The organism is Litorimonas sp. WD9-15 (assembly GCF_050271975.1).
GTDB lineage: Bacteria > Pseudomonadota > Alphaproteobacteria > Caulobacterales > Maricaulaceae > Litorimonas.
Window position 1 is genome coordinate 1720350 of sequence record NZ_CP189850.1, and the last position, 25883, is coordinate 1746232.

The 25883-nt window shown below is 54.1% G+C and carries 27 protein-coding genes; 12 read left to right on the forward strand and 15 right to left on the reverse strand.

From position 1 onward, the window contains the following. Window positions 1-207: 207 nt before the first annotated feature. On the forward strand, window positions 208-3303 hold the full coding sequence (locus ACP9M6_RS08015) for an FG-GAP-like repeat-containing protein (RefSeq protein WP_427450056.1): 3096 nt from the start codon (window positions 208-210) through the stop codon (window positions 3301-3303). On the opposite strand, the gene ACP9M6_RS08020 is transcribed toward ACP9M6_RS08015, so the two are convergent. Genes ACP9M6_RS08020 through ACP9M6_RS08030 form a run of 3 tightly spaced genes read right to left on the reverse strand, consistent with a single transcriptional unit; the run spans window position 3284 to window position 5843 of the window. Then, window positions 3284-4381 (reverse strand): SEL1-like repeat protein, encoded by a 1098-nt coding sequence (locus ACP9M6_RS08020; RefSeq protein ID WP_427450057.1) that lies wholly within the window; start codon window positions 4379-4381, stop codon window positions 3284-3286. The two genes, ACP9M6_RS08015 and ACP9M6_RS08020, sit on opposite strands and share 20 nt — an antisense overlap. Then, window positions 4365-5243, reverse strand: a complete 879-nt coding sequence (locus ACP9M6_RS08025) for a tetratricopeptide repeat protein (RefSeq protein ID WP_427450058.1) — start codon at window positions 5241-5243, stop codon at window positions 4365-4367. The genes ACP9M6_RS08020 and ACP9M6_RS08025 overlap by 17 nt, the downstream gene beginning before the upstream one ends. Window positions 5244-5291: 48 nt before the next feature. Further along, entirely contained in the window at window positions 5292-5843 is a 552-nt protein-coding gene (locus ACP9M6_RS08030) for a sulfotransferase family protein (RefSeq protein ID WP_427450060.1), read from the reverse strand. 56 nt (window positions 5844-5899) lie between these two features. Here ACP9M6_RS08030 and ACP9M6_RS08035 point away from each other — a divergent pair, with 56 nt between their 5' ends. Beyond that, on the forward strand, window positions 5900-6466 hold the full coding sequence (locus tag ACP9M6_RS08035) for a sulfotransferase family 2 domain-containing protein (protein WP_427450062.1): 567 nt from the start codon (window positions 5900-5902) through the stop codon (window positions 6464-6466). Here the strand turns inward: ACP9M6_RS08035 and ACP9M6_RS08040 are convergent. Further along, the gene (locus ACP9M6_RS08040) at window positions 6463-7227 is read right to left on the reverse strand and encodes a sulfite exporter TauE/SafE family protein (RefSeq protein WP_427454768.1); all 765 of its coding nucleotides are present in this window, start codon (window positions 7225-7227) and stop codon (window positions 6463-6465) included. The genes ACP9M6_RS08035 and ACP9M6_RS08040 overlap by 4 nt on opposite strands. Next, window positions 7224-8405, reverse strand: coding sequence for a molybdopterin molybdotransferase MoeA (locus ACP9M6_RS08045; RefSeq protein WP_427450064.1), 1182 nt, complete (start codon window positions 8403-8405; stop codon window positions 7224-7226). The genes ACP9M6_RS08040 and ACP9M6_RS08045 overlap by 4 nt, the downstream gene beginning before the upstream one ends. Between ACP9M6_RS08045 and ACP9M6_RS08050 the strand changes: the two genes are divergently transcribed. The 7 genes from ACP9M6_RS08050 to moaC are packed head-to-tail and all read left to right on the forward strand — an operon-like array spanning window position 8404 to window position 12611. Then, entirely contained in the window at window positions 8404-9318 is a 915-nt protein-coding gene (locus ACP9M6_RS08050; RefSeq protein WP_427450066.1) for an XdhC family protein, read from the forward strand. The genes ACP9M6_RS08045 and ACP9M6_RS08050 overlap by 2 nt on opposite strands. 38 nt (window positions 9319-9356) lie before the next feature. Beyond that, window positions 9357-9893 carry a nucleotidyltransferase family protein gene (locus ACP9M6_RS08055; protein ID WP_427450068.1) on the forward strand — a complete coding sequence of 179 codons (537 nt, stop codon included), beginning with the start codon at window positions 9357-9359 and terminating at the stop codon, window positions 9891-9893. Then, complete coding sequence (gene moaA, locus ACP9M6_RS08060; RefSeq protein WP_427450070.1) at window positions 9890-10921, forward strand: GTP 3',8-cyclase MoaA; 1032 nt, start codon at window positions 9890-9892, stop codon at window positions 10919-10921. Before ACP9M6_RS08055 ends, moaA begins: the two co-directional genes overlap by 4 nt. A gap of 3 nt (window positions 10922-10924) precedes the next feature. Next, the gene (locus ACP9M6_RS08065; RefSeq protein WP_427450072.1) at window positions 10925-11170 is read left to right on the forward strand and encodes a hypothetical protein; all 246 of its coding nucleotides are present in this window, start codon (window positions 10925-10927) and stop codon (window positions 11168-11170) included. A 3-nt stretch (window positions 11171-11173) separates the two neighbouring features. After that, the gene (locus tag ACP9M6_RS08070) at window positions 11174-11611 is read left to right on the forward strand and encodes a molybdenum cofactor biosynthesis protein MoaE (protein ID WP_427450074.1); all 438 of its coding nucleotides are present in this window, start codon (window positions 11174-11176) and stop codon (window positions 11609-11611) included. Further along, window positions 11611-12138 carry a molybdenum cofactor biosynthesis protein B gene (gene moaB / locus ACP9M6_RS08075; RefSeq protein ID WP_427450076.1) on the forward strand — a complete coding sequence of 176 codons (528 nt, stop codon included), beginning with the start codon at window positions 11611-11613 and terminating at the stop codon, window positions 12136-12138. The genes ACP9M6_RS08070 and moaB overlap by 1 nt, the downstream gene beginning before the upstream one ends. After that, entirely contained in the window at window positions 12135-12611 is a 477-nt protein-coding gene (moaC, locus tag ACP9M6_RS08080) for a cyclic pyranopterin monophosphate synthase MoaC (protein ID WP_427450077.1), read from the forward strand. Before moaB ends, moaC begins: the two co-directional genes overlap by 4 nt. A 13-nt stretch (window positions 12612-12624) precedes the next feature. Here the strand turns inward: moaC and ACP9M6_RS08085 are convergent, their stop codons facing one another. The 7 genes from ACP9M6_RS08085 to lgt form a co-directional block, all read right to left on the reverse strand. Further along, the gene (locus ACP9M6_RS08085) at window positions 12625-15648 is read right to left on the reverse strand and encodes an AsmA family protein (protein WP_427450078.1); all 3024 of its coding nucleotides are present in this window, start codon (window positions 15646-15648) and stop codon (window positions 12625-12627) included. 131 nt (window positions 15649-15779) lie between these two features. Continuing rightward, entirely contained in the window at window positions 15780-16352 is a 573-nt protein-coding gene (gene pth / locus ACP9M6_RS08090) for an aminoacyl-tRNA hydrolase (RefSeq protein WP_427450080.1), read from the reverse strand. A 44-nt stretch (window positions 16353-16396) separates the two neighbouring features. Continuing rightward, a complete protein-coding gene (locus ACP9M6_RS08095; protein ID WP_427450082.1) occupies window positions 16397-17041 on the reverse strand; it encodes a 50S ribosomal protein L25/general stress protein Ctc in 645 nt (214 codons plus the stop codon). A 136-nt stretch (window positions 17042-17177) separates the two neighbouring features. Beyond that, complete coding sequence (locus ACP9M6_RS08100; RefSeq protein ID WP_427450084.1) at window positions 17178-18119, reverse strand: ribose-phosphate pyrophosphokinase; 942 nt, start codon at window positions 18117-18119, stop codon at window positions 17178-17180. A gap of 67 nt (window positions 18120-18186) precedes the next feature. Then, window positions 18187-18933: a peptidoglycan editing factor PgeF gene (pgeF, locus tag ACP9M6_RS08105; RefSeq protein ID WP_427450085.1), complete on the reverse strand. Its 747-nt coding sequence runs from the start codon at window positions 18931-18933 to the stop codon at window positions 18187-18189. Continuing rightward, a complete protein-coding gene (locus ACP9M6_RS08110) occupies window positions 18933-20039 on the reverse strand; it encodes a class I SAM-dependent methyltransferase (protein ID WP_427450086.1) in 1107 nt (368 codons plus the stop codon). Before ACP9M6_RS08110 ends, pgeF begins: the two co-directional genes overlap by 1 nt. Further along, window positions 20023-20910, reverse strand: coding sequence for a prolipoprotein diacylglyceryl transferase (lgt, locus tag ACP9M6_RS08115; RefSeq protein ID WP_427450087.1), 888 nt, complete (start codon window positions 20908-20910; stop codon window positions 20023-20025). Before lgt ends, ACP9M6_RS08110 begins: the two co-directional genes overlap by 17 nt. Window positions 20911-21006: 96 nt before the next feature. Between lgt and ACP9M6_RS08120 the strand changes: the two genes are divergently transcribed. Continuing rightward, complete coding sequence (locus ACP9M6_RS08120; RefSeq protein WP_427450089.1) at window positions 21007-21261, forward strand: accessory factor UbiK family protein; 255 nt, start codon at window positions 21007-21009, stop codon at window positions 21259-21261. 7 nt (window positions 21262-21268) lie between these two features. On the opposite strand, the gene ACP9M6_RS08125 is transcribed toward ACP9M6_RS08120, so the two are convergent. Then, window positions 21269-22765 carry a replicative DNA helicase gene (locus ACP9M6_RS08125; RefSeq protein WP_427450090.1) on the reverse strand — a complete coding sequence of 499 codons (1497 nt, stop codon included), beginning with the start codon at window positions 22763-22765 and terminating at the stop codon, window positions 21269-21271. Window positions 22766-22959: 194 nt separating this feature from the next. After that, entirely contained in the window at window positions 22960-23607 is a 648-nt protein-coding gene (locus ACP9M6_RS08130; protein WP_427450091.1) for a hypothetical protein, read from the reverse strand. A 179-nt stretch (window positions 23608-23786) separates the two neighbouring features. On the opposite strand from ACP9M6_RS08130, the gene ACP9M6_RS08135 reads away from it, so the two are divergent. Continuing rightward, on the forward strand, window positions 23787-24470 hold the full coding sequence (locus ACP9M6_RS08135; RefSeq protein ID WP_427450092.1) for a L,D-transpeptidase family protein: 684 nt from the start codon (window positions 23787-23789) through the stop codon (window positions 24468-24470). Here the strand turns inward: ACP9M6_RS08135 and ACP9M6_RS08140 are convergent. After that, on the reverse strand, window positions 24449-25231 hold the full coding sequence (locus tag ACP9M6_RS08140) for a hypothetical protein (protein ID WP_427450094.1): 783 nt from the start codon (window positions 25229-25231) through the stop codon (window positions 24449-24451). The two genes, ACP9M6_RS08135 and ACP9M6_RS08140, sit on opposite strands and share 22 nt — an antisense overlap. A 103-nt stretch (window positions 25232-25334) precedes the next feature. Between ACP9M6_RS08140 and ruvC the strand changes: the two genes are divergently transcribed. Further along, window positions 25335-25820 carry a crossover junction endodeoxyribonuclease RuvC gene (ruvC, locus tag ACP9M6_RS08145; protein ID WP_427450096.1) on the forward strand — a complete coding sequence of 162 codons (486 nt, stop codon included), beginning with the start codon at window positions 25335-25337 and terminating at the stop codon, window positions 25818-25820. The last annotated feature ends 63 nt before the right edge of the window (window positions 25821-25883 follow it).

A 25883-nucleotide genomic window follows, 5' to 3' on the forward strand; every position in this document is an offset into this window, starting at 1 on the left:
CAAAAACGAGCTTATTAAAAAGCTTCATTGCGTCAAAGAATTGGGGAAAACGCTCGTCATGATTTCCGCCCAAAAATCATTCAACTTTCATTAACTATATTAATTCTCCAGAAAAGTAAAATTCACGGCAAAGTGGACGGGATTCCACAAGGAGACTTGCGCTTTTTGCAGGGGCTTGCCAGACTGGAAGAATACTAGGGGCAAAGTATGTCGTCATTCATTCTGAAACGTTATCAGACACGGTTTCTTCTAAGCGCGCTCTTGCTTTGCGTTATTCTCTATCTCTTCTGGACCTCGTCCCGATATCCCTCACTCGGCGATAAAGCGCTCATGGGCGGGGCTATCCATCTTGAAGATCCGATGAGCTTTGAGGCGACTTTTAAGATCGAAGAAGGTTTTCCCGTTTGGAAGAAAATCAGCCTGACAACGCTGAACTGGTTGGAAACAAACCGCAAAGGCATGATTTTTGGCGTGATGCTCGGGACGGTTTTTCTGACGATGTTCCGCTATATTGCACGACTGAGTTTCCGGAACAGCTTTGCCAATAGTGCCTTAGGTCTTTTGATGGGGACACCTTTGGGCGTCTGCGTGAACTGTGCCGCGCCTATCGCAAAGGGCATGTATGATGGCGGGGTGCGGGCGGAAACGACGCTCTCGACAATGGTGGCGTCGCCGACATTGAATATCGTGGTGTTAAGTATGCTCTTCGCGCTGCTGCCCGCCTATATGGCGATTGGGAAAGTCGTGCTCTGCATTGCCGTTATTCTCCTGCTCATTCCACTACTTTGCAAATTATTGCCCATAGAGCAGTTGCAACTCGCCGAAGATCAACAGCGGAGTTGCGAGTGGTCGCCGGATATGGCCGCCCAACCCCGGGAGGCGTTAGGCGTTGCGTTTGTCGGATGGATCAAAAACATCGCGTCCGATTTTTGGTATATTTTCCGCCTTACGGTACCGCTGATGTTCTTGGCCGGGTTTCTGGGTGCAGTCGCCGCGACGCTCGTTCCGATAGAGAGTTTTTCAGGCTTTGGCTTTGGCATTATGGGCCTCATGCTTGTCGCACTGTTAGGGCTGTTCCTGCCAGTACCGATAGCCTTTGACGTCGTCATTTGCGCCGCGCTTCTGGCGGCTGGTGTCCCGCCGGGTTACGTTATGGCACTGCTCTTCACGTTGGGTATTTTCTCAATCTATTCTGGGATCATTGTTTCGACGACCATCTCTATTCGTGCCGCCGTTTATATGTCCATTTTGGTTTGGTTTATTGGCGTCGGTGCGGGACTGGCGGCGCAAAACTGGCATGACTATAAAACAAAGTCGGCATTGGATATGCTTTTAAAAGGGGAGGTGTCAGAGACGCCAAACCCGGCAAAGACCGAATTAAGGTCAAGCTCTGCGTCTCTTCCGACTACCACAAGCACTGAAGACGTATCAGCGACTGTCACAGTGTCTGCAAAGCCTTTTGCGCCGAAATCACCTGCGGGCGATACGCTGTTCACCAAGCAGGAAGCCCACACTATCGGTTTGGACCAGCCAATTGAGTTTTCCTTCAAGGATATGTGGCCACCTTTCTGGGAGGGACGCGGCATTACGTCCGGCGATATAGACCGGGATGGTGATCTGGATATTGTCATCGCCTCTACCGAGGTGGGATTTCGGATTTACGAGAATGACGGAACGGGACAATTTTCAAATTCCAGTCAACTGCCCAAAAATTTGGAGAGCTTGGATGTGTTCAACGCCGCTCTTGTCGATCTCGATAATGATGGGTGGCTCGACCTATTCCTGACGACATATATGGCGGGCAATTACGTCATTCCAAATGTTGAGGGGGCGCTGGATTTTGGCGCGCTTCGCCCCGTGATAAACAGATCGGATACGCCCTTAACACTCTCTGCCAGTTTTGGTGATATTGACCGTGACGGAGACTTGGACCTCGCGGCAGGCAATTGGGCGGCGGGGTGGTATCGTCGTATCCCGGGGGAGGAGTCCCGTAACCGGATTATTCTCAATGATGAAGGCAAATTAAGCGGTTCACAATTTATGGAACTCGACGGATTGCCTGGCGAGACCCTCACAATTCTCTTCTCCGATATTGATCGTGACGGGTACCAAGACTTACTCGTTGGGAATGACTTTGAGCTACCGGATTTTATTTATAAAGGGCAGGGCGATGGGTCTCTGCGTAAGACGACCCGCGCCGATAACATCTTCCCGCATACAACGAACACGACCATGGCGATTAAATCGGATGATTTGAACAACGACCTGATGCCGGAACTCTATTTCGCGCAAATCGCAGGGCGTGCGTCGGGCATTCAGGAACGGCTGAATATGTCCCCCATCCGCAATTACTGTGACGGTATTTCGCGGGAGGCGGATCGCGAAATTTGCACACGCAATATGACCGTCAAACGCTGGTATAAATCCGGCAATAGTTTCGATCCAACCTATGCCGGAAAATGCCAAGAGCTGGCTTCACCTGACCGCGAGGAGTGCCAAGCCATGCTCGTGAAAGACCTCGCCATTCAAGCGCGGGACGCGGGCATGTGCCGTCTCATTGCCCGCGATCAACCCGAAGCACGTGCTTTTTGCGATATCCACTTCAAACCCGTCCAAGACATCACCACGGAAGATGTCATGAAAGAAATCATGCAGATAGACGCCCGCAACGTCCTGCTCTCCCGCGAAACTGACGGGACTTACACAGACACCGCTATCGCAACCGGATTGGAGGTTGGCGGCTGGAGTTGGGACACGAAAGTCGGCGATTATAATAATGATGAATGGCCGGACATGCTCATCGTCAACGGCACGTGGGTCCCGACAGAAGCGACGCCCGCCAATCTCTATTTCGAAAATCAGGGCGATGGAACGTTCGCGGAAAAAGCGATTGAAACAGGCGTGGAAGATTACCTGATGACGGCGGCTGCGACTCAAGCCGATTTGGATAATGACGGGGATCTGGATATCGTCACTGTGCCCGTAAACGGTCCTCTACAAGTCTATTTAAATAATACGCAAGTCGGCAATTCAATCGCCTTTGAATTTGATGACGCAATCGGGAACAGCTACGGTATCGGAAATCGCATCACCATTACTTACGGCGAGGGCAAACAGCAGGTGAGGGAGCTACAACTCGGCGGTGGCTTCATGTCATTTGATGCCGCGATTGCCCATTTTGGTTTAGGTGAGCATGAGGTCGTCGAGCGTGTCACAGTGAATTGGGCCAATGGCGGACAATCCGTCATGAACGGACCGCTCTCCTCCGGCAACCGCTATACGATCACCCGCCGTCCGCAATAGTGGCGGCGAGATCCCGCGACATCTCTTGCCCAGCATTGATTTGTGACGTTGTCATCCGTTCTGTCAGGCGATCCCGCACAGATGTTTCACCGGACGTCGCAGTCGCAAGGTTTAGCCACGCATAAGCGCTGACATAATCCTGCGGCGTGCCCCAGCCATTCATGTGAAGGTGACCCAGTACATATTGTGCGCGTGTGTCTCCGGCTTCCGCCGCGTTCTGCAGGGCGCGTTTTGTGAAGCCTTCTGTCGAGATAATCTTGAGAATATCTTGCGCATCGGGAAGTCCGGCGGAGGTTCGTGTGTTCCGCGTCTGCTCCGCGGCACGGCGATACAATTCATCCGCTTTGGCCTCATCCAAAGGCACACCCATAGCACTGCCATAAAGTGAGGCGAGGTTTCCCATGGCCTCAGTTGAACCCTGTTCGACCGCCAGTGTAAAAAGCTCTGCTGCTTTGCTCGGGTTTTTCTCAACACCTTCACCGCGCAGGATCATAACACCTAGATTATTCACGGCCCGGACATCGCCTAGTTTCGCCCCATATTCATACCATTGCAGCGCTTTCGCAAAATCCTGCGGGAGAATCTCTCCCGTTTGATAGAGAACGCCGAGATTGGTGGCGCCCTCTGGGATGCCTGCCTCCGCGGCGGTTTTGTAATAGGTTGCAGCCGCTTCAGGTGGAATCTCGGTACCCAACCCTTTCTCAATCATTGTCCCCACGACCAATGTGGCGGGTCCATGTCCAGCGGCGCTGGCCTGATTGAAAAGAGCGAAGGCCGTTTCATAATCGCGTTCCGTTCCCAGACCTTCTGCGGTTAGTCCTGCGAGTGAAAATATGGCCTCGATAGATCCGGTCTTGGCAGCTTCCGAATACCATTTGACGGCTTCAGCGTAATCCTGCGCAACACCTTGCCCTGTCTGATAGGCCGTCCCCAGTGAGACTTGCGCGCTTGCGTTTCCGTTCTCTGCGAGGAGCGTTATGTCTTTGAGAGAAAGCTCGGTCTGGGCGAAGCCTGTATGTGGTAAGGCCAGACATGCACCTGCCAAGAGCGTGAGCCAGAATTTAGTCAGATGTCGCATCGAAATTTGCCTGCCATTCGCGGGACATGGTTTGCGCGGTCTCAATCTGTTCCGGCGTCATGATTTGCGCCCAGACATCGCGTCTTTTGGCGGCTTCCGGGAAAGATTGCGCTGCGGCAAGGTTCGCCCACATATAGGCCGTCTCAATGTCGCGTTCCGTCCCCTGGCCAACGCCATAAGCTTCACTAATCACATGTTGGGAATAAGGATGTCCGGCTTCTGCATCTTTCAGGACGAGGGCGAAGGCCTTGCTTGAATTTTGCTCAACAATCTTTCCGTCGCGGTAGAGTAAACCTAAATAGGCTGACGGGCCGACCGCATCAGTCTCGGAGAGTTTAGCAAGTCGCGATACGCCTTCCTCATCCCCCATCAAGGCCGCACGATAATAAAATCGTCCTGCCGCATCATAATCCTGCTCAACGGCTTTCCCATATTCATAGAGGAACCCCATCTGAATATTGGCACGAGCATTGCCATCTTTTGCGGCGGCCAGCAGGTACTCGACCGCCTTATCCTCATCAGTCTCAACGCCTTGCCCGTTCAGGTAGCGCGTGCCCATCATGGAGAGGGCTTTTACATCGCCCTGTTCTGCGGCTTTGCCAAGCCAATTGACGCCTTCGGTTTCATCGACAATGCCCGCTTTGCCTGTGAGATAAAGTTCCGCCAACATCATCTGTGCCGTGACATTGCCTGACTTCGCGTGCGGCTCAATGAGGGGGAGTGCTGTTCCGTAATTACCGTCTGCATAAGCGGCGACAGCCGTTGAGAACGGTTGCTCAGGTGCCTTCGTCTCAGTTTCAGCAGAACAGGCAGCCAGTGTAACGGCCAGTGCTGCGGTAATGATATATGATGTGCGCCTCATAATGACTATCTAGGTCGACCTATGGCGGCTGTCTATAGGTATCGTTTATCAGGCTTGCGATTGCCCTCGGTTTTCATGCGGGAAGGGAATTTTGGCAGGGATATCGAGGTCGAGAAATTTGCAAAGCGGCGACCATCCGGGCTCGGTCGTCAATGCCCAGACGAGAAGGTCTTCCGGACGATTGGCGAAATGTTTGAGAACATCAGCGGTGTGTCTTTCAAACCGTGTGCGATAAATGTCCTCATACCCCACGGGTGAGCCTTCTCCGTAGATCCACTCGCGCATAGGTGTCGTCTGTTCGCCAAAATAACGAACGGCGCGGGCGGTCCAGATGTCCGGGTCTTCCGTTGTGAGGATGAATTTACTGCCGGGGAAGGCGGCGTCCAATTCTCGGAAAAGCGGCGGGAACGGGTTGTCCTGCACGGCATCAAATCGCGCCGCATGGTCCAGTGCAATCTCGATTGCGTCTCTCGCAATATCATGATTACGCGCCCCGACGGGCCCGCAAACGGAATAGCCGAGAATTTCGAGGGCCTTGCGTAGGGACTTCGTCCCAGTCTTATGAAACCCAATCCCGAAAACTTTCTGGCGTTTTTGCATGGGCTGTGGATAGTGCTGATAGCGCGGCAGTCAAGCCGCAGATGAGAGGCGTAGACGTGCGGGCGATTCACCAAATTCATATTAATAAGACGGGCGGCACGACAGTCGGGAAGGCGCTGGGGCTAAAATTCCGCCATGTGGATGCGTCTGATTTGGTCGCCGAGCTAGGGGAAGACGGCTTTGATGAAGCCTTTATTTTCTCTTTCGTCCGCAACCCTTGGGACCGTGTCGTGTCGCATTATCATTGGCGGATAAAGACAAACCAGACGGGCTTGGGCGACGCTCCCATTCCGTTCAAAGAGTGGGTAAAGGCCTGTTTTGACCGTCGCGAACCGCCCTATTACGACAAGCCAAAAATGTTCCGCCAGCAGACCGATTGGTTGCAGAGCAATTCGGAAAAGCCCGTTCATCCCGATGTAGACTTTATCGGACGGTTTGAAACGCTGCACAAGGATATAGGGCGGCTTTCTGAAATTTTAGACATATCAGTTTCCGACATACCGCATCTAAAACCGTCTGGCCGGCAACGTGATTACAGGCCTTATTATGACGCTCAGACCCAAGCGATTATTGCGAGAGCGTTCGCCACAGATATTGAAGTCTTTGGCTATACATTCGATTAAGTTACAAGGCTGAACCAGCGCCATGCTAATCTTACCGCAACTATCAAAATCAATCCTCCGGTCAGCTTTTTGACGACAATGGGTGAAAGTCTGAAGACACCGACATAATTACCAATCCATCCGCCAATCATCACGGCTGGCAGCAACGGCCAGAAGACGAGGGCGTCTGATAGTCGTTCTGTATCGGCCAGCTTCGTCCACTGTCCTGCCAATCCCGCGACGGAATTGACGAGGATGAAAACGCTGCAACTTGCGGCGATGACTTTTGTCCGGCCCCATTTTAACACGTGTAATAGGGGCGCAAGAAAGATGCCGCCGCCAATCCCCACAAGGCCGGAATAAAACCCAATGGCTGCGCCTAGAGCCGCTCCCATCCAGAGAGGTGTTTCCTGCATATATTCTGGGGCTTGATCTGGTTTTGCAACAAGAAGTCGCCAGCCCGCAATTGTGAGGGCCACCCAGAGCAATCCGATGAACACGGCTTCTGAGAGATTTAGCCGTCCACCGAACCACGCCGCCGGAATAGACAATGCAATGAGGGGGGCGAGCTTGCGCCACGGGATCAGCCCCGCCCGTCCGTATCGCAGAGAGTTTCCAGATACGACTACGATATTGCAGGCGAGTGCGATGAGAGGGACGAGGCGGTAATCCGTTCCTGTCGCTATTAAGAGTGCCGTATAGGTAGACCCGCCACCAAACCCCACACTTGCATAGAGCAGGGCCGTCAGTCCAAAGGCGAGCGCGAGAAGGCCAATCTTCACCAAAATGCAGGTCCATCCGATATGGGCAAGACGTCTATTGTATCGCCTGCTTTATAGGGCCCGCCCATTGGTGGAACCTTGATAAGGGCGTCTGCGTCGGATTGCGGACGGAGGCGGTAGCTCTCCTGATGAATGAGCGGTGTCGCGAAGATCTGTGCATCTTTTACACTTAACAGCGCCCGCAAATAGGTTTCACGCGGTCCGTTTTCCTCAACTTTTTCGCAGAGCGAGACGGCAATGTATTTATTCTCCAAACCCAAAAGCGGTTTCAGAAATAAATGCGCGCAAACAAAAGCAGAAGCCGGATTTCCTGGCAGGCCGAGCACGACTTGCTTGCCGCGTGTTGCGAACCAGCACGGCTTTCCGGGTTTTACGGCCACGCTCTCAAATTTCATCTCGAAACCAGCTTCCAGAAATGTCTGACCTGATATATCGAAATCTCCAACGGAGGCTCCGCCGATTGTCACGATGATGTCGCAAGTCTTTGTGTCTTCAATGAAACTATCAATATCAGTTTTGCGGTCTGGTTTGATCTGTTGCAGCTCTATTTGCGCGCCCCAAGCTTCTAATTGTGCCGCCAAGGCAAAACCGTTCGCCGCTGTAACACCTCCATTTTTTAAATTTTCACCAGGGCGTTGCAACTCGTCCCCGGTTTCCAAAATTGCGATACGGGGGTTTGTTCTGACGCTTAAATGTTCACAGCCGGACGCCGCTGCTAGGGCGAGATCGCCTGCGGAAAGACAGCGCCCGGCCGCCAGCAATATTTCTCCGCTGCGAAAATCTGATCCAACCGTGCGAATATGTGTCCCCGGTTTTACGGCCCGTTTGAGGCGGATGCTCTCACCGGTTGGCGTAACATTTTCCTGCAGAACAACCCGGTCTGCGCCTTCCGGTATGACCGCTCCTGTGAAGATGCGAACCGCTTGTCCGGTTTCCAATCTTCCAGTGAAACCATGCCCTGCCGCTGACTCGCCAATGACACTGAGAACCTCTCCTTTGCCGCCGTCTCGAATGGCATAGCCGTCCATATTTGAGGCTGGAAAGCGGGGCATATCTTGTTGTGCGACGATGTCTAAAGCCAGGATACGATGATACGCTTCACCCAAATTGACATTCTCGGAACCACGCTGCGGCGCGTGTTTTCGTAAAATACTCAAAGCCTGTTCAACTGAAATCATGATGTTGTCTTACCCGTCCGATAGGCTGGCGGAAAGGATTGCCTTGCGACCCCGTGTCGATAAACTGACCTCTGTGAACACAACATTCGATCATCCCCATGATGTCTTGCGTTTCTGCGAAGATCAGCCAGATGCCAGCCTTGTCATCGTGACTTCTGTGACGGGCGGGGCCATGCGCTCTGCTGGTGCGATGATGGCGGTAAGCGCGGGGAGGGTCGCAGGCTATATCTCCAATGGCTGTGTGGATGCGGATATCATCATGCGCGCGCGGCGCGGTGATGCGGGCCGTTTCGTCTATGGCGAAGGGTCGCCGTTTCGCGATATTGTGTTGCCATGTGGCGGACGAATTGAAGTCCATATTTGGTCGAATCCGGATCAGGATTTAATATCGCATGCGGTTTCAGCGTTGAACCGACGCGAGTCTTTTACATTCATTTTGAACGACAATTTTCAGACAGTTTTAAAGCCAAAAATTCGTTTTCGTATAGCCGGTCGGGGCGACGCGCTGATGTCTCTTTATCGGCTTGCGACGATATCCGGTTTAGACGTCGTTATTCAATCGCCTGATGAATTTGACGGCGATTACATGCCATTAGTCGATCCTTCCAATGTGCCCGAGATTGACGATGACGCGAGAACAGCCGTCATCTTGTTGTTCCATGATCACGATTGGGAGCCAGAGATTTTGAAACAGGCGGTCGAAGGCACTGCCTTCTTTGTCGGTGCGATGGGTAGTGTGCGAACCCATGCGTTGCGTTGCGACCGACTGGCCGCGTTGGGCGTCTCTGGTGAATTGATAGAGGCCATCAGAGGGCCCATCGGACTGCTCCCCGCTATGCGGGATGCAAACCTGCTGGCCGTGTCCATCCTGGCGGAAGTTCTGCAAGTTGCACAGTCAGAGGGCATGTTGTGAGCGCAGTCAATATGGTTTGCCTGATATTGGCGAGTGGGATGTCGGAGCGCTTTGGAGCAGTGGATAAATTGCAAGCGGATTTATGCGGGCGACCGCTTCTGTCCCATATGCTGGAAACAGTTCGGTCCGTCGGTTTTAGAGAGGTCTTCATTGTCTCCCAAACCTTATCTGCTTTTGGTACAAGAACGGTCATAAATAAAAACCCCGAAGCGGGACAGGGGCACGCTCTTCGATTAGGTGTCAGAGCTTGCCTCGATGCGGGGTGGTCTCGTGTGATGGTCGTCCTTGGGGATATGCCCTTGATCGGCGCTACCTATCTTGAGGCCATGATCGAAGCGTCAGAGAATGAAACCGCTCTGGTCAGCCTTTGCGACGGGCGCCGCCTTCCACCTGCGATTTTTGATGGGTCCGCTTTAGAACAAATCCTCGCGCAAGATTCATCTTCCGGCGCACGCGCGATTTTTGACCAACTCAACCCTGCGACATTTCCGTTGGATGCAGACTCCGCGCAGGACGTGGACATGCCGCAGGATTTGATTAGGGTGGCGGCCATTATGAAAAGCCGTTCCACATGACCGCGACGACGCTGCTGCAAGCGCCGAATATTGCGCCGACGGGCGCGCCGCTGGTTGATCCCTATGGGCGGACGATTTCTTATTTGCGTTTATCTGTGACGGATCGGTGTGATCTGCGTTGCACCTATTGTATGTCCGAGAAAATGACATTCCTGCCGAAATCCGACCTGTTGGATGCGGAAGAATTGGATCACGTCGCGAGCGCCTTTATCGCGCGGGGTGTCCGCAAAATCCGGATAACGGGCGGGGAACCTCTCGTGCGTCGGAATGTGACGGAGATCATGACCCGCATTTCCCGCCATTTGGGGCAAGGGTTGGATGATTTGACCCTGACCACAAATGGAACGCAACTGACGAAACATGCGGCGCAACTCGCGAAGATTGGCGTGCGGCGGATTAATGTGTCTCTGGACACGCTGGACCCCGAGACATTCGCAAGACTGACTCGCGGCGGTCGTGTGGCGCGTGTATTGGAAGGTATTGCGGCCGCGCAATCGGAAGGTCTTAAAATCAAGCTGAACTGCGTTGCGTTGCGGCAGGATAATGCGAAGGAAATTCCGACCCTGATCGCATGGGCGCATAAGCGAGATATTGATGTCACCTTGATTGAGGCCATGCCAATGGGCGAGATTGAGGCAGATCGCTTTGACCAATATCTGCCTCTCACGGAAGTCCACGCGAATTTGGAACGCGACTGGACATTGACCCGTGACGATCACCGCACGGGCGGTCCTGCGGAGTATTGGCGTGTTGCGGAAACGGGTGGACGGCTTGGGTTTATCACGCCGCTCTCGCATAAATTCTGCGGCGCGTGTAATCGGGTGCGGCTGACGTGCACGGGGAAGCTGTTCCTCTGTTTGGGACAGACTGAGGATGCCGATCTGCGTGCCGTTATTCGCGGTGGTGGTGATCTAAACGCCGCGCTGGATGAAGCCATAGGGCGTAAGCCCGAAGCCCATGATTTTCACATCGATGCGCCCGGCCAAGCCCCGGCTGTGGCGCGGCATATGTCGATGACGGGCGGTTAGGCGATGGCGGTTATTCTCTTCTTTGGACGGTTTTCTGACTTGCGCGACAGGCTAGAAATCGACCTGCCGGAAAACGTGACGGACAAAGCGTCACTGACGGCATTCCTGTCAGAGAAAATCGAAGGATTTGGCCAAATCGCAGCGCTGCCGGATACGCGAATCTCCGTGAATATGCTTGTCTCGATGAATGAGATGGCCGTCGGAAATAGCGACGAAATCGCCTATATGTCGGCATTGTCAGGCGGATGACGCATGATCCGAATTACTGAGACTGCATTTGATCCCGAGGCGGAATTAGCGGCTTTTCGTAAAGCGAATGCGTGCGTCGGTGCGCTTACAAGTTTTACGGGGGTTGTCCGTGATGATGGGGCGACGGAAAACCTGACTCTTTCTCACTATCCCGGTTTTACCGAGCGTCATATTAAGAGTTTTGTCGAAGCTGCTAAATCACGTTGGGACGTGACGGCGGTGCATATTATCCATCGTGTCGGACGAATGAAGCCGGGCGAACCCATCGTCTTTGTCGCGACCGCTAGCGCCCATCGTCGGGCGGCCTTTGAGGCTTGCGACTACCTCATGGATCGCCTGAAATCCGATGCGCCCTTTTGGAAATCAGAAATGAAGGCCGGTAAGAAGCAGTGGATTGAACCGCGGGCGCAGGATGCCGCAGATCTCGCGCGGTGGTCCTAATGCCCGGGATTGATGAAGACCTCATCTTTCGTCCGCTCAATATCGCGGTTCTGACGATCTCTGACACGCGGACGCGTGAGGATGATCGTAGCGGCGATACGCTAGCCGCCCGCGTGGAGAGCGCAGGACATGTGCTCGCAGCACGGGGTATTGTAAAAGATGATGTGGATGCCATTTCAACGTCTATTCGTGCCTGGTCAATTGATCCTGACATGCATGCGATCATCACGACGGGTGGGACGGGGCTGACGGGGCGCGACGTCACTGTGGAGGCTGTGACGCCATTATTTGATAAAGTCATTGATGGTTTTCCTGTCTTATTTCATCAGCTTAGTTTCAAATCTGTAGGCCTCTCGACACTACAATCCCGCGCCTGTGCGGGTTTGATTGATGAGACGTTTGTCTTCTGCTTACCCGGCTCGACAGGGGCGGTGAAAGACGGCTGGGATCATATTATTTCCGGTCTTTTGGACAGTCGCTACCGCCCTTGCAGTCTCGTTGATCTTCTTCCAAGGCTTTCAGAATGACAAAGCTCACACATTTGGATGAACAGGGCCGCGCGGCCATGGTCGATATTTCCGGGAAAGCGGTAACATCCCGCCATGCAGTCGCGGAAGGCTTTGTTCGCATGACGTCCGAGACTTTTGAACTCGTCCGATCCGGTGCGAACCCAAAAGGGAATGTTGAGACGATTTCCGAACTGGCCGGAATTATGGGGGCCAAGCGAACGTCTGATCTCATCCCGCTCTGCCATCCTCTACCCTTGTCAAAGGTGAAAGTGCGGATTGCGTTGGAGACTGATTTACCCGGGCTGCGTGTGAGCGGCGAGGTGTCTACAGATGGAAAGACCGGTGTTGAGATGGAAGCCCTGACGGCGGTCTCCGTCGCCTGCCTGACGATATACGACATGTTGAAAGCGGCGGATAAGACGATGGAAATCGGCGGTATACGGGTGTTGGAAAAGCAAGGTGGGAAGAGCGGAGATTGGGCCGTGCTTTAGAGTAAAGCCGACTTCACTCTTTCTTTTTCTTCTTCCCGAATAAGTCCAAAATCGCGTCTTCCAGTTTCGGCTCTTCCTTTTTCTCAACCCCTTCCGGTTGCGTTTCAGAAGGCTCAGATTCTGTGGGCTCAGCCTCTTTTTTCTGAGACCCCAATAACCCACCAAGAATAGTCTTCGCCGTATCTTCGGTCGACCCTTCCGATGTGGTTTCTCCGCCTAAGACACCCCCTAGAACACCTCCCAACGGTCCTCCAACGCGGTCTTTCAAGGCATCTGCGGCTTTTGCTTTGGCACGATCCGCAACGATTTTTCCGAGCAGGTCAGTGTCTAACCCGACGGAAGCTTCGCCGAAATTGCCTTTGACTTGAATGGGGATACCGAACGCCGCCAGATTGCTCGCACTTTCACCCGTGAGGCGCGGGCGGAGGCTGAAATCGACGCTTTGATTGCCAAGATCAATTTGACCTGCGCCTTCGGCCAAGACTCCGAAACCGTTGAGGGCAAATTGATCAATAGAGGCCACGCCATTTTCGATTTTGACCTGACCGATAATGTCTTGGAATTTCGTAACATAACTCTCCCCAATTCCGCCCGGCAGAGACCGCGAGGTAAAGGCTTGATCCAACCCTGTCAGAAGCTCGCTCAGATCTACCCCTGACAGTTCTCCGTCAATGAGTTTGAAGTCTCCATTACCGGACAAGGATTTCATTATGGCGGCTTGGCTGTTTCCGCGTCCTGAGAGAGAAAATTGCGTTCCGCTTTCGCCTGAGGCTTTCGTAAATCCTGCCACGGCACTTAGGAATTTGTTTGTGTTTAACGTGTCCAAATTCATATCGACCGTGAAGCTTGGCACCGCGGCTGATGCATCGAAGGTGGCGTCCAAACGCCCCTTGCCGCCATAGAGAATGAGGTCCGGCATATCTGCAATCAACACACCCTCGTTCAATTTGGCCGAGATCGTAGATTGATCAAGTGATAAACGGTCCGTGATGATATTGGGTGTATTGAATCTAAAATCGCCATTGAGTGTATTTAAGGCATCAGCGTTGATGGGTTCAGTGCTCCAAGGCTGGATTTCACCCGTCGGGTTTTGCGCGGACATGGCCGCCATGTAAGGACGCAGGTCCAAACCTTGCATATTCAAAACGCCTGTCACAAAGGGCTTTGACTTGGCCAGGTCGATATTGAAATCGCCTGTGCCTTTAATGTCGTCAAAAGTGAGATTGGCGGAATTGAAATTTATCGCCGCAGGTGTGCCTGTCACTTTTCCGGACACTGCGAAATTCTCGTAAATATCGCCGACCTCTGTACTGGGCGGCAGACTGTTATTCCCTGTCGTCGCGGCGAGCGCGCGTAAGGATGGAATGGCGGCTTCCAAGTTTCCGTCCAGCGTAAGGCCTTCATTCAATCCGGCTGTTCCTGTGTAACGCCCATTGATTTGACCGTCTGTCAGAGCGGCCTCAATATCTGTCAGTGATAAAGCTTGACCTTCACCGGAGACCGCGCCCGTTACGTTGATCGCGCCGATCGCATCCGCATAAGGCACCTCTATCCCGGACAGGGTCGAGAATTGCGTGAGGGACGCCAAATTGCCCGTGAATTGACCCTTATAGGCGGGTGTTTCGCCGAGCGTGGCAGAGCCTTTATAGGTACCATTGATGACGTCGCCCGATGTTTCAGCATCCAAGTTCGAGAGGGAGAGAACGTCATTGATGAAACTGACGGCGCCGGACGCTTTCAGGCTTCCGACGGCGTTCGCAGCTTCAATATTCAAACCCGCGACCTGATTGGCGGTCGCGACAGACGGGATGTCGACTGTAAAATTACCTGTTGCTGTTGGGACGCCGTCTTCGACGAGAGCCGATCCCGCATAGTCTGCCGTTAGGTTGTCGCCGCGCAGATTGGCTTTGATATTATCGGCCGAAAAACCTTGGCCCTGTGCGGTAAAATTGGCCGTGACTGTGGCGGTTTTGATGAGCTCTAGTCCTTGGATGTCTTGCTCCAACGCGGCGGCGAGTGTTTTGACATCGGTCGCATTCAGGTTCAGATTTCCGTTGAGAATAGGCGTCTCTGAGAGGGTCGCGTCGCCTTTGAAGTCGGCTTCAAAGCTTGGGCCTTTGGCGCTGATATCTGCGCCTTTGGCGGAGAGCGTCTGGCCGTCATAACTATAAGTTCCGCCAAATTTGGCGGTTGAGACGAGCTCCGCATAAGGAACGGGTTCCGGCGCGAGGCTGATGAGTTTTGCCATGTCGGAGACGTCACCTGTTGCATCAAGCGTGAAGCTGATATCTTCGCCGGGTAAGAATCGTCCCTTGGTATCGACGGTCGCGAAATCTGTCGTCATGGCGAATGTGACCGGGGCTGCCTCGCCATTTAGGAAAGCGCGGGGGCTATCGAGGGACAGGTCCACTTCCGCAGGCATATCATTATAAATGAGATCGCCTTCAATCGCGATACGGTCGGAAAGACTCGGCACGGAAAAGGCCACGTTCACATCGCGCAGGTCGTGGCTCACATCCTGTGTTGCATCCGTATAATTGATCGCGCCGTTTTCCAGCGTGAATTTGCCGATGGAAGGATCGAGGTCGTTATAGCGCCCATCGCGTTTAAAAGGTCCGGCGTCAGGTTCCTGCGTGGCATCCGCGTCTGGCGCACCAAACGCCCAATTCACGTCACCTAAGGCATTTTTCTCCAAATTGATCTGCGGGTTTTTCAAGGTGAAAGACGCGATTTCGACACGTTTCGAAAACAAGGGCAACAATTTGATGCGTGCGCTCATTCCGTCCATGGCGGCGAAATTTTCAGTCGCGAATCCGTCCGGATTCGCGATTTCGACGCGTCCGGCATTGGCTTTAATGACGGGAAAGACGCTCAGTTTGATGTCACCGGAAACTGTCACGTCCCGCGCGAGTTCTTTTTCGAGTTGCTGCTCAATCCGCTCTTTATAGACCGAGGACGGGATGAGAGAGGGCAGGGCGATGAGACCGACAATGCCGAGAACGAGGACGGAACCTGTACCAATAAGAAGTTTTTTCATCTGAGACCCACCTTTTGGACTGTAATAGAGCCTATCACATGAACGCCCGTGCAACAGGGTGCGGGGAGATTACAAAGCTGTAGGCTAAACAAAGAAACGCGAAGCGCCGTGTTTTGTTTCATATCGCTGAATTAGCGGGCAATATATTCTGAAACGCGGGTTTGGAAGAGGTCACGTTCGCCTTTGGCCAATAGGTCGGCATAGCGGCTCATACCGTTCAGCATGTCGTCGCGCGTATCAATTTCGGACTTTGCGAAATCGGAGAGGACATAACTCGCCACGCGGTCTTTATGTCCGGGGTGATCTATACCAAGACGGAGGCGGTGAAAATCCGGACCGCCGCAGAGTTTATTAATGCTGCGCAACCCGTTATGGCCGGCCAGACCGCCGCCGAATTTATTGCGGATCTTGCCCAGCGCCAAATCCAGCTCGTCGTGAAAGACTGTCAGATCCGTCAGGCCGAGTTTGTAGAAAGACAGGGCCGCTTGCACGGCTTGGCCACTCTCATTCATAAATGTTGAGGGTTTTAGGAGGAGGACTTTGCGCCCGTTGAACACGCCTGTACTGACGAGACCTTTGAACTGGCTCTTCCAGGGGGAGAAGCCATGATCGTCGGCTATGGCGTCGAGCGCCATAAAACCGATATTATGTCGATTTCCAAGATATTTGGTCCCGGGGTTGCCGAGACCGCACCAGATTTCCATAACGGGCTCTCTATCTTTGCGAGAAAAGAGCCAATCGAACAGGACTAACCTTCTTCGGTTTGTGCCGTCGCAGGAACGTCACCCGCTTCAACTTCGCCGTCTTCGCCCTCTTCATCCTCAGTTTTGGATGTGCGGGACGCAACGACAGTTGCGATCGTCACGTCACGGTCTGTGATGCCTGGCTTAACATTGGCCGGCAGTTTGACGTCAGAAAGATGGATTGCATCACCAATGTCGAGACCGGAGACATCGATTTCGATGCTGTCCGGGATTTGACCCGCAGGACATTTGACTTCGATATTGTAGCGCACAACGTTCAAGGCACCGCCGCGCTTCATGCCCGGTGAGTCTTCTTCGCCGACGAAAACAGCCGTGACGTCAACGTCGATGATTGTTTTTTCCGTCACGCGGTAAAAGTCGAGATGCATCGGCGCGTCTGTGACAGGGTGGAACTGAACGTCTTTTGTCAGAACTTTCTGGGGTTTGCCGTCATGTGTCAGCTCAATCATGTTGGCGAGGAACTGGCCGGAATTGATGGCTTTCAGAACTTCGTTATATTTCACACCAACAGCGACAGGGGCTTTGTCGCCGCCATAAATCACGCCTGGGACCATACCATTACGGCGGGCTTCACGGGCATTTCCGGTTCCGGTTTCATCACGGACAACAACGTCGAGAACAACACTCATTTGACTAATCCTGCGGTTTGCCCTGACCCCAAAAAATGAACCGCTTCAAATATTTTGAAGCGGCCTTGGACGGGCTGAATCTATAGTTGCTGCGCCCTATAAGGAAAAGGCGCGGTAGGTGCAAGGGTATTTGCAGCTAACCAAACAGTTTGGAGACGCTTTCATCATTCGCAATACGGCGGATGGCTTCGCCCAGGAGGCGCGCGGTCGAACATTCACGGATCTTATCGCAATCCTTGACCGCTTTAGGCTGGGAAATCGTGTCTGTGATGACGACTTCACGGAGTTCTGACTTCGTAATGCGCTCAACGGCCGGGTCTGACAGCACGCCATGGGTGATATAGGCAGAGACAGAGTTCGCGCCGTGATCTTTCAGGGCTTTCGCCGCGTTACACAGTGTCCCACCCGAATCGATAATGTCATCATAGAGAATGCAGGTCCGGCCCGCGACATCACCGATAATATTCATGACCTCGCTCTCGCCCGCTTTTGGACGTCGCTTATCGACAATGGCGATATCGGCATTGAACATTTTCGCGATAGACCGCGTCCGTACGACACCGCCCGTATCGGGGGAGACGAAGAGCAGTTCATCGCGTTCCTTGCGGGTGAAGCGGTCCTTAATATCATCAACAAAAACAGGCTGACCGAAGAGATTGTCTGTCGGAATGTCAAAGAAGCCCTGAATCTGTCCGGCATGAAGGTCAACGGTCAGAACGCGGTCTGCGCCCGCCTTGGCGATTAGGTTCGCCACGAGTTTCGCAGAAATCGGCGTCCGTCCGCCCGTCTTCCGGTCCTGACGGGCATAGCCGAAATAGGGGACAACCGCCGTAATCCGCTGCGCCGACGCCCGCATCAGCGCGTCGATGAGAATGAGTAATTCCATCAAATGGTCATTGGCGGGGGCCGAGGTGGGCTGCACGAGGAAGATATCTTCGCCGCGAACATTTTCATTGATACGCGCGAAGATTTCCTGATCGCGGAACCGTTCAATGTCGACACTGGTCAGGGGGATGTCGAGGACATCGGCAATGCCTTTCGCCAAAGGGTTATTGGCGGTGCCGCTGATGAGTTTCATGACGCTGTTCCCGAATTTCGCGCTGTGTTGAGGTTCGTTACAGAGCGGACAGGTCAGAGTCCATGCACTAGGCCAGCATTATAGCGGATAAGTTCCGGCCATAGCCCTCAATTCCTTGATGTGTGTTGCGGCGGTAAGAGAAATAGGTCTCAGGCTGTGCATAAGTACAGCCGCCAATCCAATTTCCGCGCACGCCCATGACGTTCAATCGTGACAGGATGAACGCCGGGAGGTCGAAATGGGGCTTGGCGTCTGTCGGCGTGTGGAAGAAACGCGCGTATTCTTCGTCCATTGCTAAAAACTCAGACCGAAACTCTTCACCGACCTCGTATTTTTCCGGTCCGATACAGGGACCGAGCGTCGCGGATATGTCCGCAGGGGATGCGCCGAGTTCGCACATCGTGGCGACAGTTGCTTCCACAATCCCGCCCAAGGCTCCGCGCCAGCCCGCATGACACGCACCGACAACGCCTGCTTTTGGATCAGACAGCAGGACCATCCCGCAATCAGCCCCCATCGCGGTGATGGCAAGGCGCGGAACAGTGGTCACTAGACCGTCGGCTTCCATGTCTCCGACCGGCTCATCCGTCGCGATGACGACACGGTCAGAATGCACCTGATGGAGGCTAACCATATAATCGGCGTTCAGGGCCTCGCGGATACGTTTGCGGTTTTCCTCCACATTTTCGCGTTCATCGTCAGAGCGGAGTCCAGCATTCAGGCTCTCATATGTGCCTGTCGACACGCCGCCTTTACGACCGAAAAATCCGTGCGGAACGGTTAGCGCATCTGATGTCAGAAAAGGAGGAGTCACTAGCGTAGTCCCAAAGGTGTCGGCAGGTCGGGAGAGGAGAGGCAGATGGCCTTGAACAACTCGCCCATTTCATCATCCGCCATCAGGCGGTGGAGTTGTCGAACGATCACGGCTTTCGCGTCGGGCTTTGATTTCGTCAGGGAGACGGCGCGCATTTCAATGCCGAGTTTCGAAAGGAATTCGCGTTGCGGAATGGCTTCTGTCGTTTCTAATCCGGCGGCTTTAGCGGCTTCACCCAGCGCCGCGAAATCAACGCGTGCGGTCAGGTCCGTATTGCCCGGGTCAGAGAACACGCCGACTTTCTCATGCCGTTTCAGGGCTTGCAGCGTGTCGCCAAATTCCGTTTCGTCCGGTCCGTAATCAATGAACAGCGCACGTCCGGGGTGGTCTTTGAATCTTTGAGTTAGCGTGTCGACAATTTGCGCGACGGCGGGGCAGGTCTCCAAGAGATCGTCTTTGCGGGCGTCAGCCGCGCCTTCCGGCAGGCGGTCCGTCAGGATTGTCGGCGCAGGAACATCTATTCGGATGAAGCAGAGGCGGTCTTCGTCGTCTAATCCTACACGTCGCTCGACCCAGCCATCCTTGCCGGCGAATGGATCGCTGCAGATCAGTTGCTGGATAGGGAGGCAGTCGAGAAACTCATTCCCAATGATGAGCGCGGGTCCCGCTGGCACATCCTCTAACCGTGCGGCCCAATTCACAGGCACATTTGTATTGGCCAGACTTCGACCTTGCACGGCTTCCAAGGCGGCAGACGCCTCTATCAGCCAGACTTGTACGGCAGATTTAAACGCGGGGTCCAAGGCGGCGGCACGAAGCATATCGCTCATCATGATCCCACGCCCGGGGCCAAGTTCGACCAAATGCAATGTGTCGGGGCGGCCTAAATCGATCCAGCTCTGAACGCACCAGAGGCCAAGGACCTCACCGAACATCTGTGAAATTTCCGGCGCTGTGATAAAATCGCCATCCGCGCCCAGCGGGTCACGCGTGGGATAGTACCCGTAAACAGGATCCAGAAGACAAACGGACATATATTCCGCCACGCTCATCGGACCGGCTTCGCGAATGCGGTTTTTCAGCTTTTCCTCAAGCGGGTTCGGCATCGGATTTTTCAGGGAGTCTTTTCGGTGAAACAGCTGCGCGGCGGTTCGCCCAGAGCATGAGCACTGCGCCCGCGAGGACCATGGGCAGGCTATAGGCCATGCCGCGCGTTAGAAGGCCAAATTGTGGAATGGCGTCGGGTTCGCGCACGAATTCGACGGAGAAGCGGAATAGGCCGTAAAAGAACATTAAAGCTCCAAAAATCAGGCCCGGTTTTGTCAGGGCCTTGTAGCGCGTCATCATGAACCGAAGGATGAGAAACAGCACGAGACCCTCCAGAAAGGCTTCATATAACTGGCTGGGATGGCGGGGCAGCATATCGGGGTCTTTCGGGAACCGCATCGCCCAAGGCAGGTCCGTCGGGCGGCCCCAAAGCTCTTGATTGACAAAATTGGCAAGGCGCACGAGGCCCAATCCGATGGGCGCACCGATAGAGGCCATGTCGCCAATGCGGAACTTGTCGATCTTGAATTTCCAACTCGCAAAAGCGCAGGCCGCAACAACGCCCAAGAAGCCGCCGTGAAAACTCATGCCACCTTCCCAGACTTTGAGCACGTCGAGCGGGGTTAGAAATGTTTCGGGCGAATAGAGAGCGACATATCCTAGCCGTCCGCCGAGAATAATCCCGATCAGGCAGTAAAACATGAGATCGGACAGCATGTTTTCCGTCGGGACGATTTCGGGTTTGCGAGTCGCGCCGCCCGCGATCCAGATATCGCGACGCTTCGTCATGCGAACGGCGTAAAGGTAAGCGCCAAACAGGCCGACCACATAACCGAGCCCGTACCATTTCAGCGAAAAACCGCCAATCGTGAACACATTTTCGGACAACCAGCCCGGAAAATCGATAGCCGTGATAAGAGAGATGAGCATTGAGAACCCTAAATGTTCTTTTGGCAACTGGAATTGAAGTCTCCGCGTCCCTACATCGAAAGGGAACGACATTCAAAGCGAAAGACGACAGACATCATGCAAGGCAAAAACAAACCCCTCGATGACCTCTCCAACCTGATGACCAATGCTGTGGGTGCCATCAAAGGTGTCGGCGACGAAGTAAAGGCTATGGGCCGCTCTCAGGCCGAGAAATTCGTCCAAGATATGGACTTGGTCAGCCGTGAGGAATTCGACGTGCTGAAGGCGAGACTGGACGCGGCGCTGGCCGAAATTGAGGCTTTGAAGGCGGCGAAAAAGCCTGCGCGGAAGGCGGCGGCGAAGAAGAAGTAGAGTTTAACTAAAACGCGCCGCCACCGCCGCCTGTATAGTCTTCTTCGACCCAATTTCCGAATTTCGTCAGGCTCGGCTCAAACGATAGCGCGACTGTTCCAATCGGACCGTGACGTTGTTTGCCGATGATAACTTCCGCTTTACCGTGCAGTTTGCTCATCTTGGCCTGCCATTCTTCATGCGCGGCGACGTCGTCCTCTGACGGTTCTGTGCGGGAGAGGTAATATTCTTCGCGGAAGACGAACATCACGACATCGGCGTCCTGCTCGATAGAGCCGGACTCGCGTAGGTCAGAGAGTTGTGGGCGCTTGTCGTCGCGCTGTTCGACCTGCCGCGAAAGCTGTGCGAGGGCGAGGACAGGGACATCGAGCTCCTTGGCGAGAGCTTTCAGACCCTGCGTAATCATCGAGACTTCCTGCACGCGGTTCGTGCTGGAACTCATGCCCGCGCCGCCTGTCAGAAGTTGAAGATAGTCAACCACAATACAATCGAGCCCGCGCTGGCGTTTCAATCGCCTTGCCCGTGCGGAGAGCGCCCCGATGGAGAGGCCGCCCGTATCGTCAATATGCAGCGGGATGCGGATGATCTCATCCGCCGCGTCGCGAATATGTTCATATTGCGCCGCCGTGATGTCGCCCCGACGTATATGGTGAGAGGACACGCGAGATTGTTCGGCGAGCAGACGTGTGGCGAGCTGTTCCGAACTCATCTCCAGCGAGAAGAACCCGACAACACCGCCATCCACCGTTTTCTCAATGCCGTTCTCGTCTTTCTCTTTCTTGAAATGTTTCGCGACGTGAAAGGCGATATTGGTGGCGAGGGAGGTTTTCCCCATGGAGGGACGACCCGCGAGGATGATGAGGTCCGATTTATGCAACCCACCGAGCTGTCGGTCCAAATCGATTAGCCCCGTGGAAATGCCGGAGAGATTACCGTCCCGCGTAAAGGCTGCAGACATCATCTCTATCGAGGCGACGAGGGCGGTCTCGAAATCGACAAAACCCTGCTGCGTCCCGCCGAGTTCGGCGAGATTATAGAGTTGGCCTTCCGCCGTAATAATCTGGGCCTGCGCGTCCGTTTCACTATCCGGATTGGTTGCGGTGGCTTTGATATCGTCGGCTAGGCGGATGAGTTCGCGGCGCATGGCAAGATCGAAAACGAGTTTTGCATATTCAGGAGCCGTGACGGAGGGCGGCGCATTATCGAGGAGTAACGCGAGATATTCGACACCGCCAATATCGACCAACGTCTCGTCCTGAGAGAAACGGTTCTTGAGAACGATCGCATCGGCAAGCTTGCCCGTCTCAATCAGGCGCGCGATCGAGTCGAAAATGCGGACATGGACGGGGTTATAGAAATGCTTGGCCTGCACGATCTGCGAAATCTTGTGATAGGCTTCGTTATCGTAGAGCAGCACGCCTAGCAGGGCGGCCTCGGCCTCTTGGCTTTGTGGGGTGGAGTCGAGCGCTTCGGGCGCCGTGTCGTTATCTGCGATAAATACCATGACATGCTCTTAGTCTGAGTCTTTCGGGATTGTCATAGCATGTTGTGTGTTAGGACTATAGTCCTAATGTGAGTAAGTATAAGTCTGGGGATAAGTTATGAAAACAGGCGCGGGTGGAGAGGGCCCCGCGCCTGTCTTGCCCCCGCCACGCCGCGCCTCTTTTGGGGAGAGGCCGCAGCGCTAGCCCGGCGGATCTATGTTAGGGTTGTGAGCACACGCTCCATATCGTCGGCGAGTTGACCGATATTGTAAGTCACATCATCGGCTTTTGCCGCGCCGAGGACTTCGCCCGTATGCGTGTTGACGAGGAGCGCTTTCGCGGCGGCGCTGTCCCAACTGCCACAATTCTCATGAAAGGTTAGACCTGTCTCAGATAGGGCTTTTCCGCCAAAGCTTGCCCAATATGCATCCGCATCGAGACCGTAGAGAATGACGTGGGAATAGCCTTCATTTGCGGCTGCGAGGCGGATTTCGTCAATCTTATTGTCCGTATCCCGCGCGCCCTGAAAGTCGATTTCGGGGAGATATTTAAAATGCGCCCCGGCGCTGAGGATTTCGATGTCGAGGTCGACCCGTTTGTTCAGATAGGTCCAATCGACTTCCTCGTCATGTGGCGTCGCGATGAAGCGCCCACCGTCTAACCGTGCCACCGCAATGCGGTCATCGCGGGTCAGTTTGTCCTGACGAAGGGAGACCTCCTGACGCTCTTCCGCAGACCCAACATGCTGCATTTCCATCTGACGCGCCTCGGCCGACCCGTCATGCGGGGTGAGGGCGAAAGCCGTATTGGCAAAGCCCGTGATAAGTGCGGCGATCGCGGCGGTTTTGAGAAGTTTCGTCATTGTGTAGCCCTCCAAGGTCTGTTGATGAAACCCTTTTGGCGGTCACATAGGGCGAGGCTTTGCCTGAGATGTGATGATTTCGCGGCAATGTTTTCGTAATGTGCGCAGAATGCGGCGGGATGTGGTCGTTTAAGGCAAATTAACGATTATTGTGGCGGAGCTTGTGATAATAAGGGGATGTGAAACGCATTCTGTTATTAATCGTCGCCGTGATCTTATCTGCATGCGGGCAATCTGTGACGGCCTCAGAGACAGTAACCCATGCCTCTCCGAATAATCTGACCTCCGAACTCTTTCTACGCATCGTTAAAACGACGTCCGACCGCTCTAAAGGTTATCTCGAAGCTTGGCGGCGCGGGTCGGACGGCGTTTTCCAACTTGACCGGACTTTCGAAATTTGTACGTGGTCTGGCAACCTCGGCCCAAAATTAAAAGAAGGTGACGGGCAATCTCCTGAAGGGTTTTATTTCGTCAAACCCGGCGCGATGAACCCGAATTCCAGCTATCATCTCTCCTTCAATCTAGGCTTTCCCAATGCATATGACCGCGCCCATAACCGCACGGGGAGTTTTCTGATGGTCCATGGCGATTGCGTGTCGATTGGCTGTTACGCCATGACGGTTGCGGGGATCGAGGAAATTTGGGCTTTGATGGAAAAGGCATATGATGGCGGCCAGCCCTTCGTCCGTGTCCACATATTTCCGTTTGAGATGACGGATGAAATTCTCGCGACGCAAACAGGAAATCCCAACCACGCTTTCTGGATGAACTTGAAAACGGGCTGGGATTGGTTTGAGCGGGAACGTGTTCCGCCCAATGTTACGGTATCGAATAAGACTTATCAGTTTTCCGCCGGGGATTGACGCGCCTCAGCCAGCTTCACACCGTCCGCGACCCGTTTTAAATCCTGTAAACCTTCCGCAAATTCTGCCGCGATTTGCTGCACGGCGATTGAGCGGGCCTTGTCTTTCAATTTTTTCTCACGGCCGCCTTGACCCATAAATGTGCTGATGCCCTTTTTATCCGCGAAGGTGCTACCCGTCAGATAAGGGTAGCCATTGCGGACATCGAGCAGGATCGCGCTGGCGGAGCTCTCGGCTTTCAAATCGCGCGAGGGCAGAACAAACAATCCAAGGATCGACCAATCAGCAAAGCCTAGTTCATTGCTTGCCGTGTCAGCCATGTCGGTCACCTCATAGGCGATGACATAATCCAGATGCTGTCGGGCCGAGCCCTTGCGAATATGATCGACGACATTTCGCGGTTCGCGATAATTGGCGGGATCGACCATATCCGCGATGAGGGGGCTAACCGGAACGAATTGTCCAAATTCCGCACCGAGTGTGGACGCGGCCTCTGACCAATGTACGGCTTCATCCGCAGGGACGCTCACCAACTGCCCCCGCTCAATCCGCGCCAGACCGATTCGGGCGGGAAATCGCAAGTCGGGTTCTACCGCGGCGATCTCGCGAATGCTTGCATCCGTGCCGCTGGACGACACAATCACGTCCTGATCATTATGCCGACTGAGATAATCCGCCCCCGAAGTATATTGCGGGACGGTCGCGCAAGCGCTCAGGCTGAGCGCGGCGGTAAATGCGGTTAGTGTGTGGCGAAGTTTCATCTTGGTCTCCCGATTGTCATAATAGCGTCGGGCTCGCGCCACATTACGGTTAGATTACGACACAGCCGTGGCAATTTTGGGTAAACGGGGTTAGGCGCAGCCTATGACGACCAAACGCATCATCGGGATAGACCCTTCCATCGTCGCTTGCGGCTGGGGCGTCATTGATAAGACGGGCAATAAGGTGGCCCATGTCGCGCATGGCGTCATCCGCCCGCCAAAGAAAGAGCCGCTACCATCGCGGCTGACATTTCTGTTTATGGCGCTGACCGAGATTATCACGGAGTTCTCGCCCGTCGAGGCTGGGGTGGAGGATGCCTTTATGAAAGACAATGCGATGAGCGCCCTGAAGCTGGGTCAGGCGCGATCGGCCTGCATCCTCGCCGCCACAACGCAGGGTTTGAATGTCGGGGAATATGCGGCACGCCTCGTCAAAAAATCCGTCGTGGGCACGGGCGCGGCGGATAAGGCGCAGGTCGCGCATATGATGAATATGCTCCTGCCCGGTGCAAATGTGAAAGCGGGCGACGCGGCCGACGCGCTCGCCATCGCCATTACCCACGCGAACCATATGAATTCACGGTATTAGGCTCTAATGGAAATAAATTGTCTGGATAAAAATGATATGTGATAATGTTACGAATCATTTGTG

What these genes read in the sequence shown, in the direction of transcription:
- ACP9M6_RS08015 (WP_427450056.1), top strand. Translation starts at nt 208, where the DNA reads ATGTCGTCATTCATTCTGAAACGTTATCAGACACGGTTTCTTCTAAGC.
- ACP9M6_RS08020 (WP_427450057.1), bottom strand. Translation starts at nt 4,381, where the DNA reads ATGCGACATCTGACTAAATTCTGGCTCACGCTCTTGGCAGGTGCATGT.
- ACP9M6_RS08025 (WP_427450058.1), bottom strand. Translation starts at nt 5,243, where the DNA reads ATGAGGCGCACATCATATATCATTACCGCAGCACTGGCCGTTACACTG.
- ACP9M6_RS08030 (WP_427450060.1), bottom strand. Translation starts at nt 5,843, where the DNA reads ATGCAAAAACGCCAGAAAGTTTTCGGGATTGGGTTTCATAAGACTGGG.
- ACP9M6_RS08050 (WP_427450066.1), top strand. Translation starts at nt 8,404, where the DNA reads ATGATGTTGTCTTACCCGTCCGATAGGCTGGCGGAAAGGATTGCCTTG.
- ACP9M6_RS08045 (WP_427450064.1), bottom strand. Translation starts at nt 8,405, where the DNA reads ATGATTTCAGTTGAACAGGCTTTGAGTATTTTACGAAAACACGCGCCG.
- ACP9M6_RS08055 (WP_427450068.1), top strand. Translation starts at nt 9,357, where the DNA reads ATGTCGGAGCGCTTTGGAGCAGTGGATAAATTGCAAGCGGATTTATGC.
- moaA (WP_427450070.1), top strand. Translation starts at nt 9,890, where the DNA reads ATGACCGCGACGACGCTGCTGCAAGCGCCGAATATTGCGCCGACGGGC.
- ACP9M6_RS08065 (WP_427450072.1), top strand. Translation starts at nt 10,925, where the DNA reads ATGGCGGTTATTCTCTTCTTTGGACGGTTTTCTGACTTGCGCGACAGG.
- ACP9M6_RS08070 (WP_427450074.1), top strand. Translation starts at nt 11,174, where the DNA reads ATGATCCGAATTACTGAGACTGCATTTGATCCCGAGGCGGAATTAGCG.
- moaB (WP_427450076.1), top strand. Translation starts at nt 11,611, where the DNA reads ATGCCCGGGATTGATGAAGACCTCATCTTTCGTCCGCTCAATATCGCG.
- moaC (WP_427450077.1), top strand. Translation starts at nt 12,135, where the DNA reads ATGACAAAGCTCACACATTTGGATGAACAGGGCCGCGCGGCCATGGTC.
- ACP9M6_RS08085 (WP_427450078.1), bottom strand. Translation starts at nt 15,648, where the DNA reads ATGAAAAAACTTCTTATTGGTACAGGTTCCGTCCTCGTTCTCGGCATT.
- pth (WP_427450080.1), bottom strand. Translation starts at nt 16,352, where the DNA reads ATGGAAATCTGGTGCGGTCTCGGCAACCCCGGGACCAAATATCTTGGA.
- ACP9M6_RS08095 (WP_427450082.1), bottom strand. Translation starts at nt 17,041, where the DNA reads ATGAGTGTTGTTCTCGACGTTGTTGTCCGTGATGAAACCGGAACCGGA.
- ACP9M6_RS08100 (WP_427450084.1), bottom strand. Translation starts at nt 18,119, where the DNA reads ATGAAACTCATCAGCGGCACCGCCAATAACCCTTTGGCGAAAGGCATT.
- ACP9M6_RS08110 (WP_427450086.1), bottom strand. Translation starts at nt 20,039, where the DNA reads ATGCCGAACCCGCTTGAGGAAAAGCTGAAAAACCGCATTCGCGAAGCC.
- lgt (WP_427450087.1), bottom strand. Translation starts at nt 20,910, where the DNA reads ATGCTCATCTCTCTTATCACGGCTATCGATTTTCCGGGCTGGTTGTCC.
- ACP9M6_RS08120 (WP_427450089.1), top strand. Translation starts at nt 21,007, where the DNA reads ATGCAAGGCAAAAACAAACCCCTCGATGACCTCTCCAACCTGATGACC.
- ACP9M6_RS08125 (WP_427450090.1), bottom strand. Translation starts at nt 22,765, where the DNA reads ATGGTATTTATCGCAGATAACGACACGGCGCCCGAAGCGCTCGACTCC.
- ACP9M6_RS08130 (WP_427450091.1), bottom strand. Translation starts at nt 23,607, where the DNA reads ATGACGAAACTTCTCAAAACCGCCGCGATCGCCGCACTTATCACGGGC.
- ACP9M6_RS08140 (WP_427450094.1), bottom strand. Translation starts at nt 25,231, where the DNA reads ATGAAACTTCGCCACACACTAACCGCATTTACCGCCGCGCTCAGCCTG.
- ruvC (WP_427450096.1), top strand. Translation starts at nt 25,335, where the DNA reads ATGACGACCAAACGCATCATCGGGATAGACCCTTCCATCGTCGCTTGC.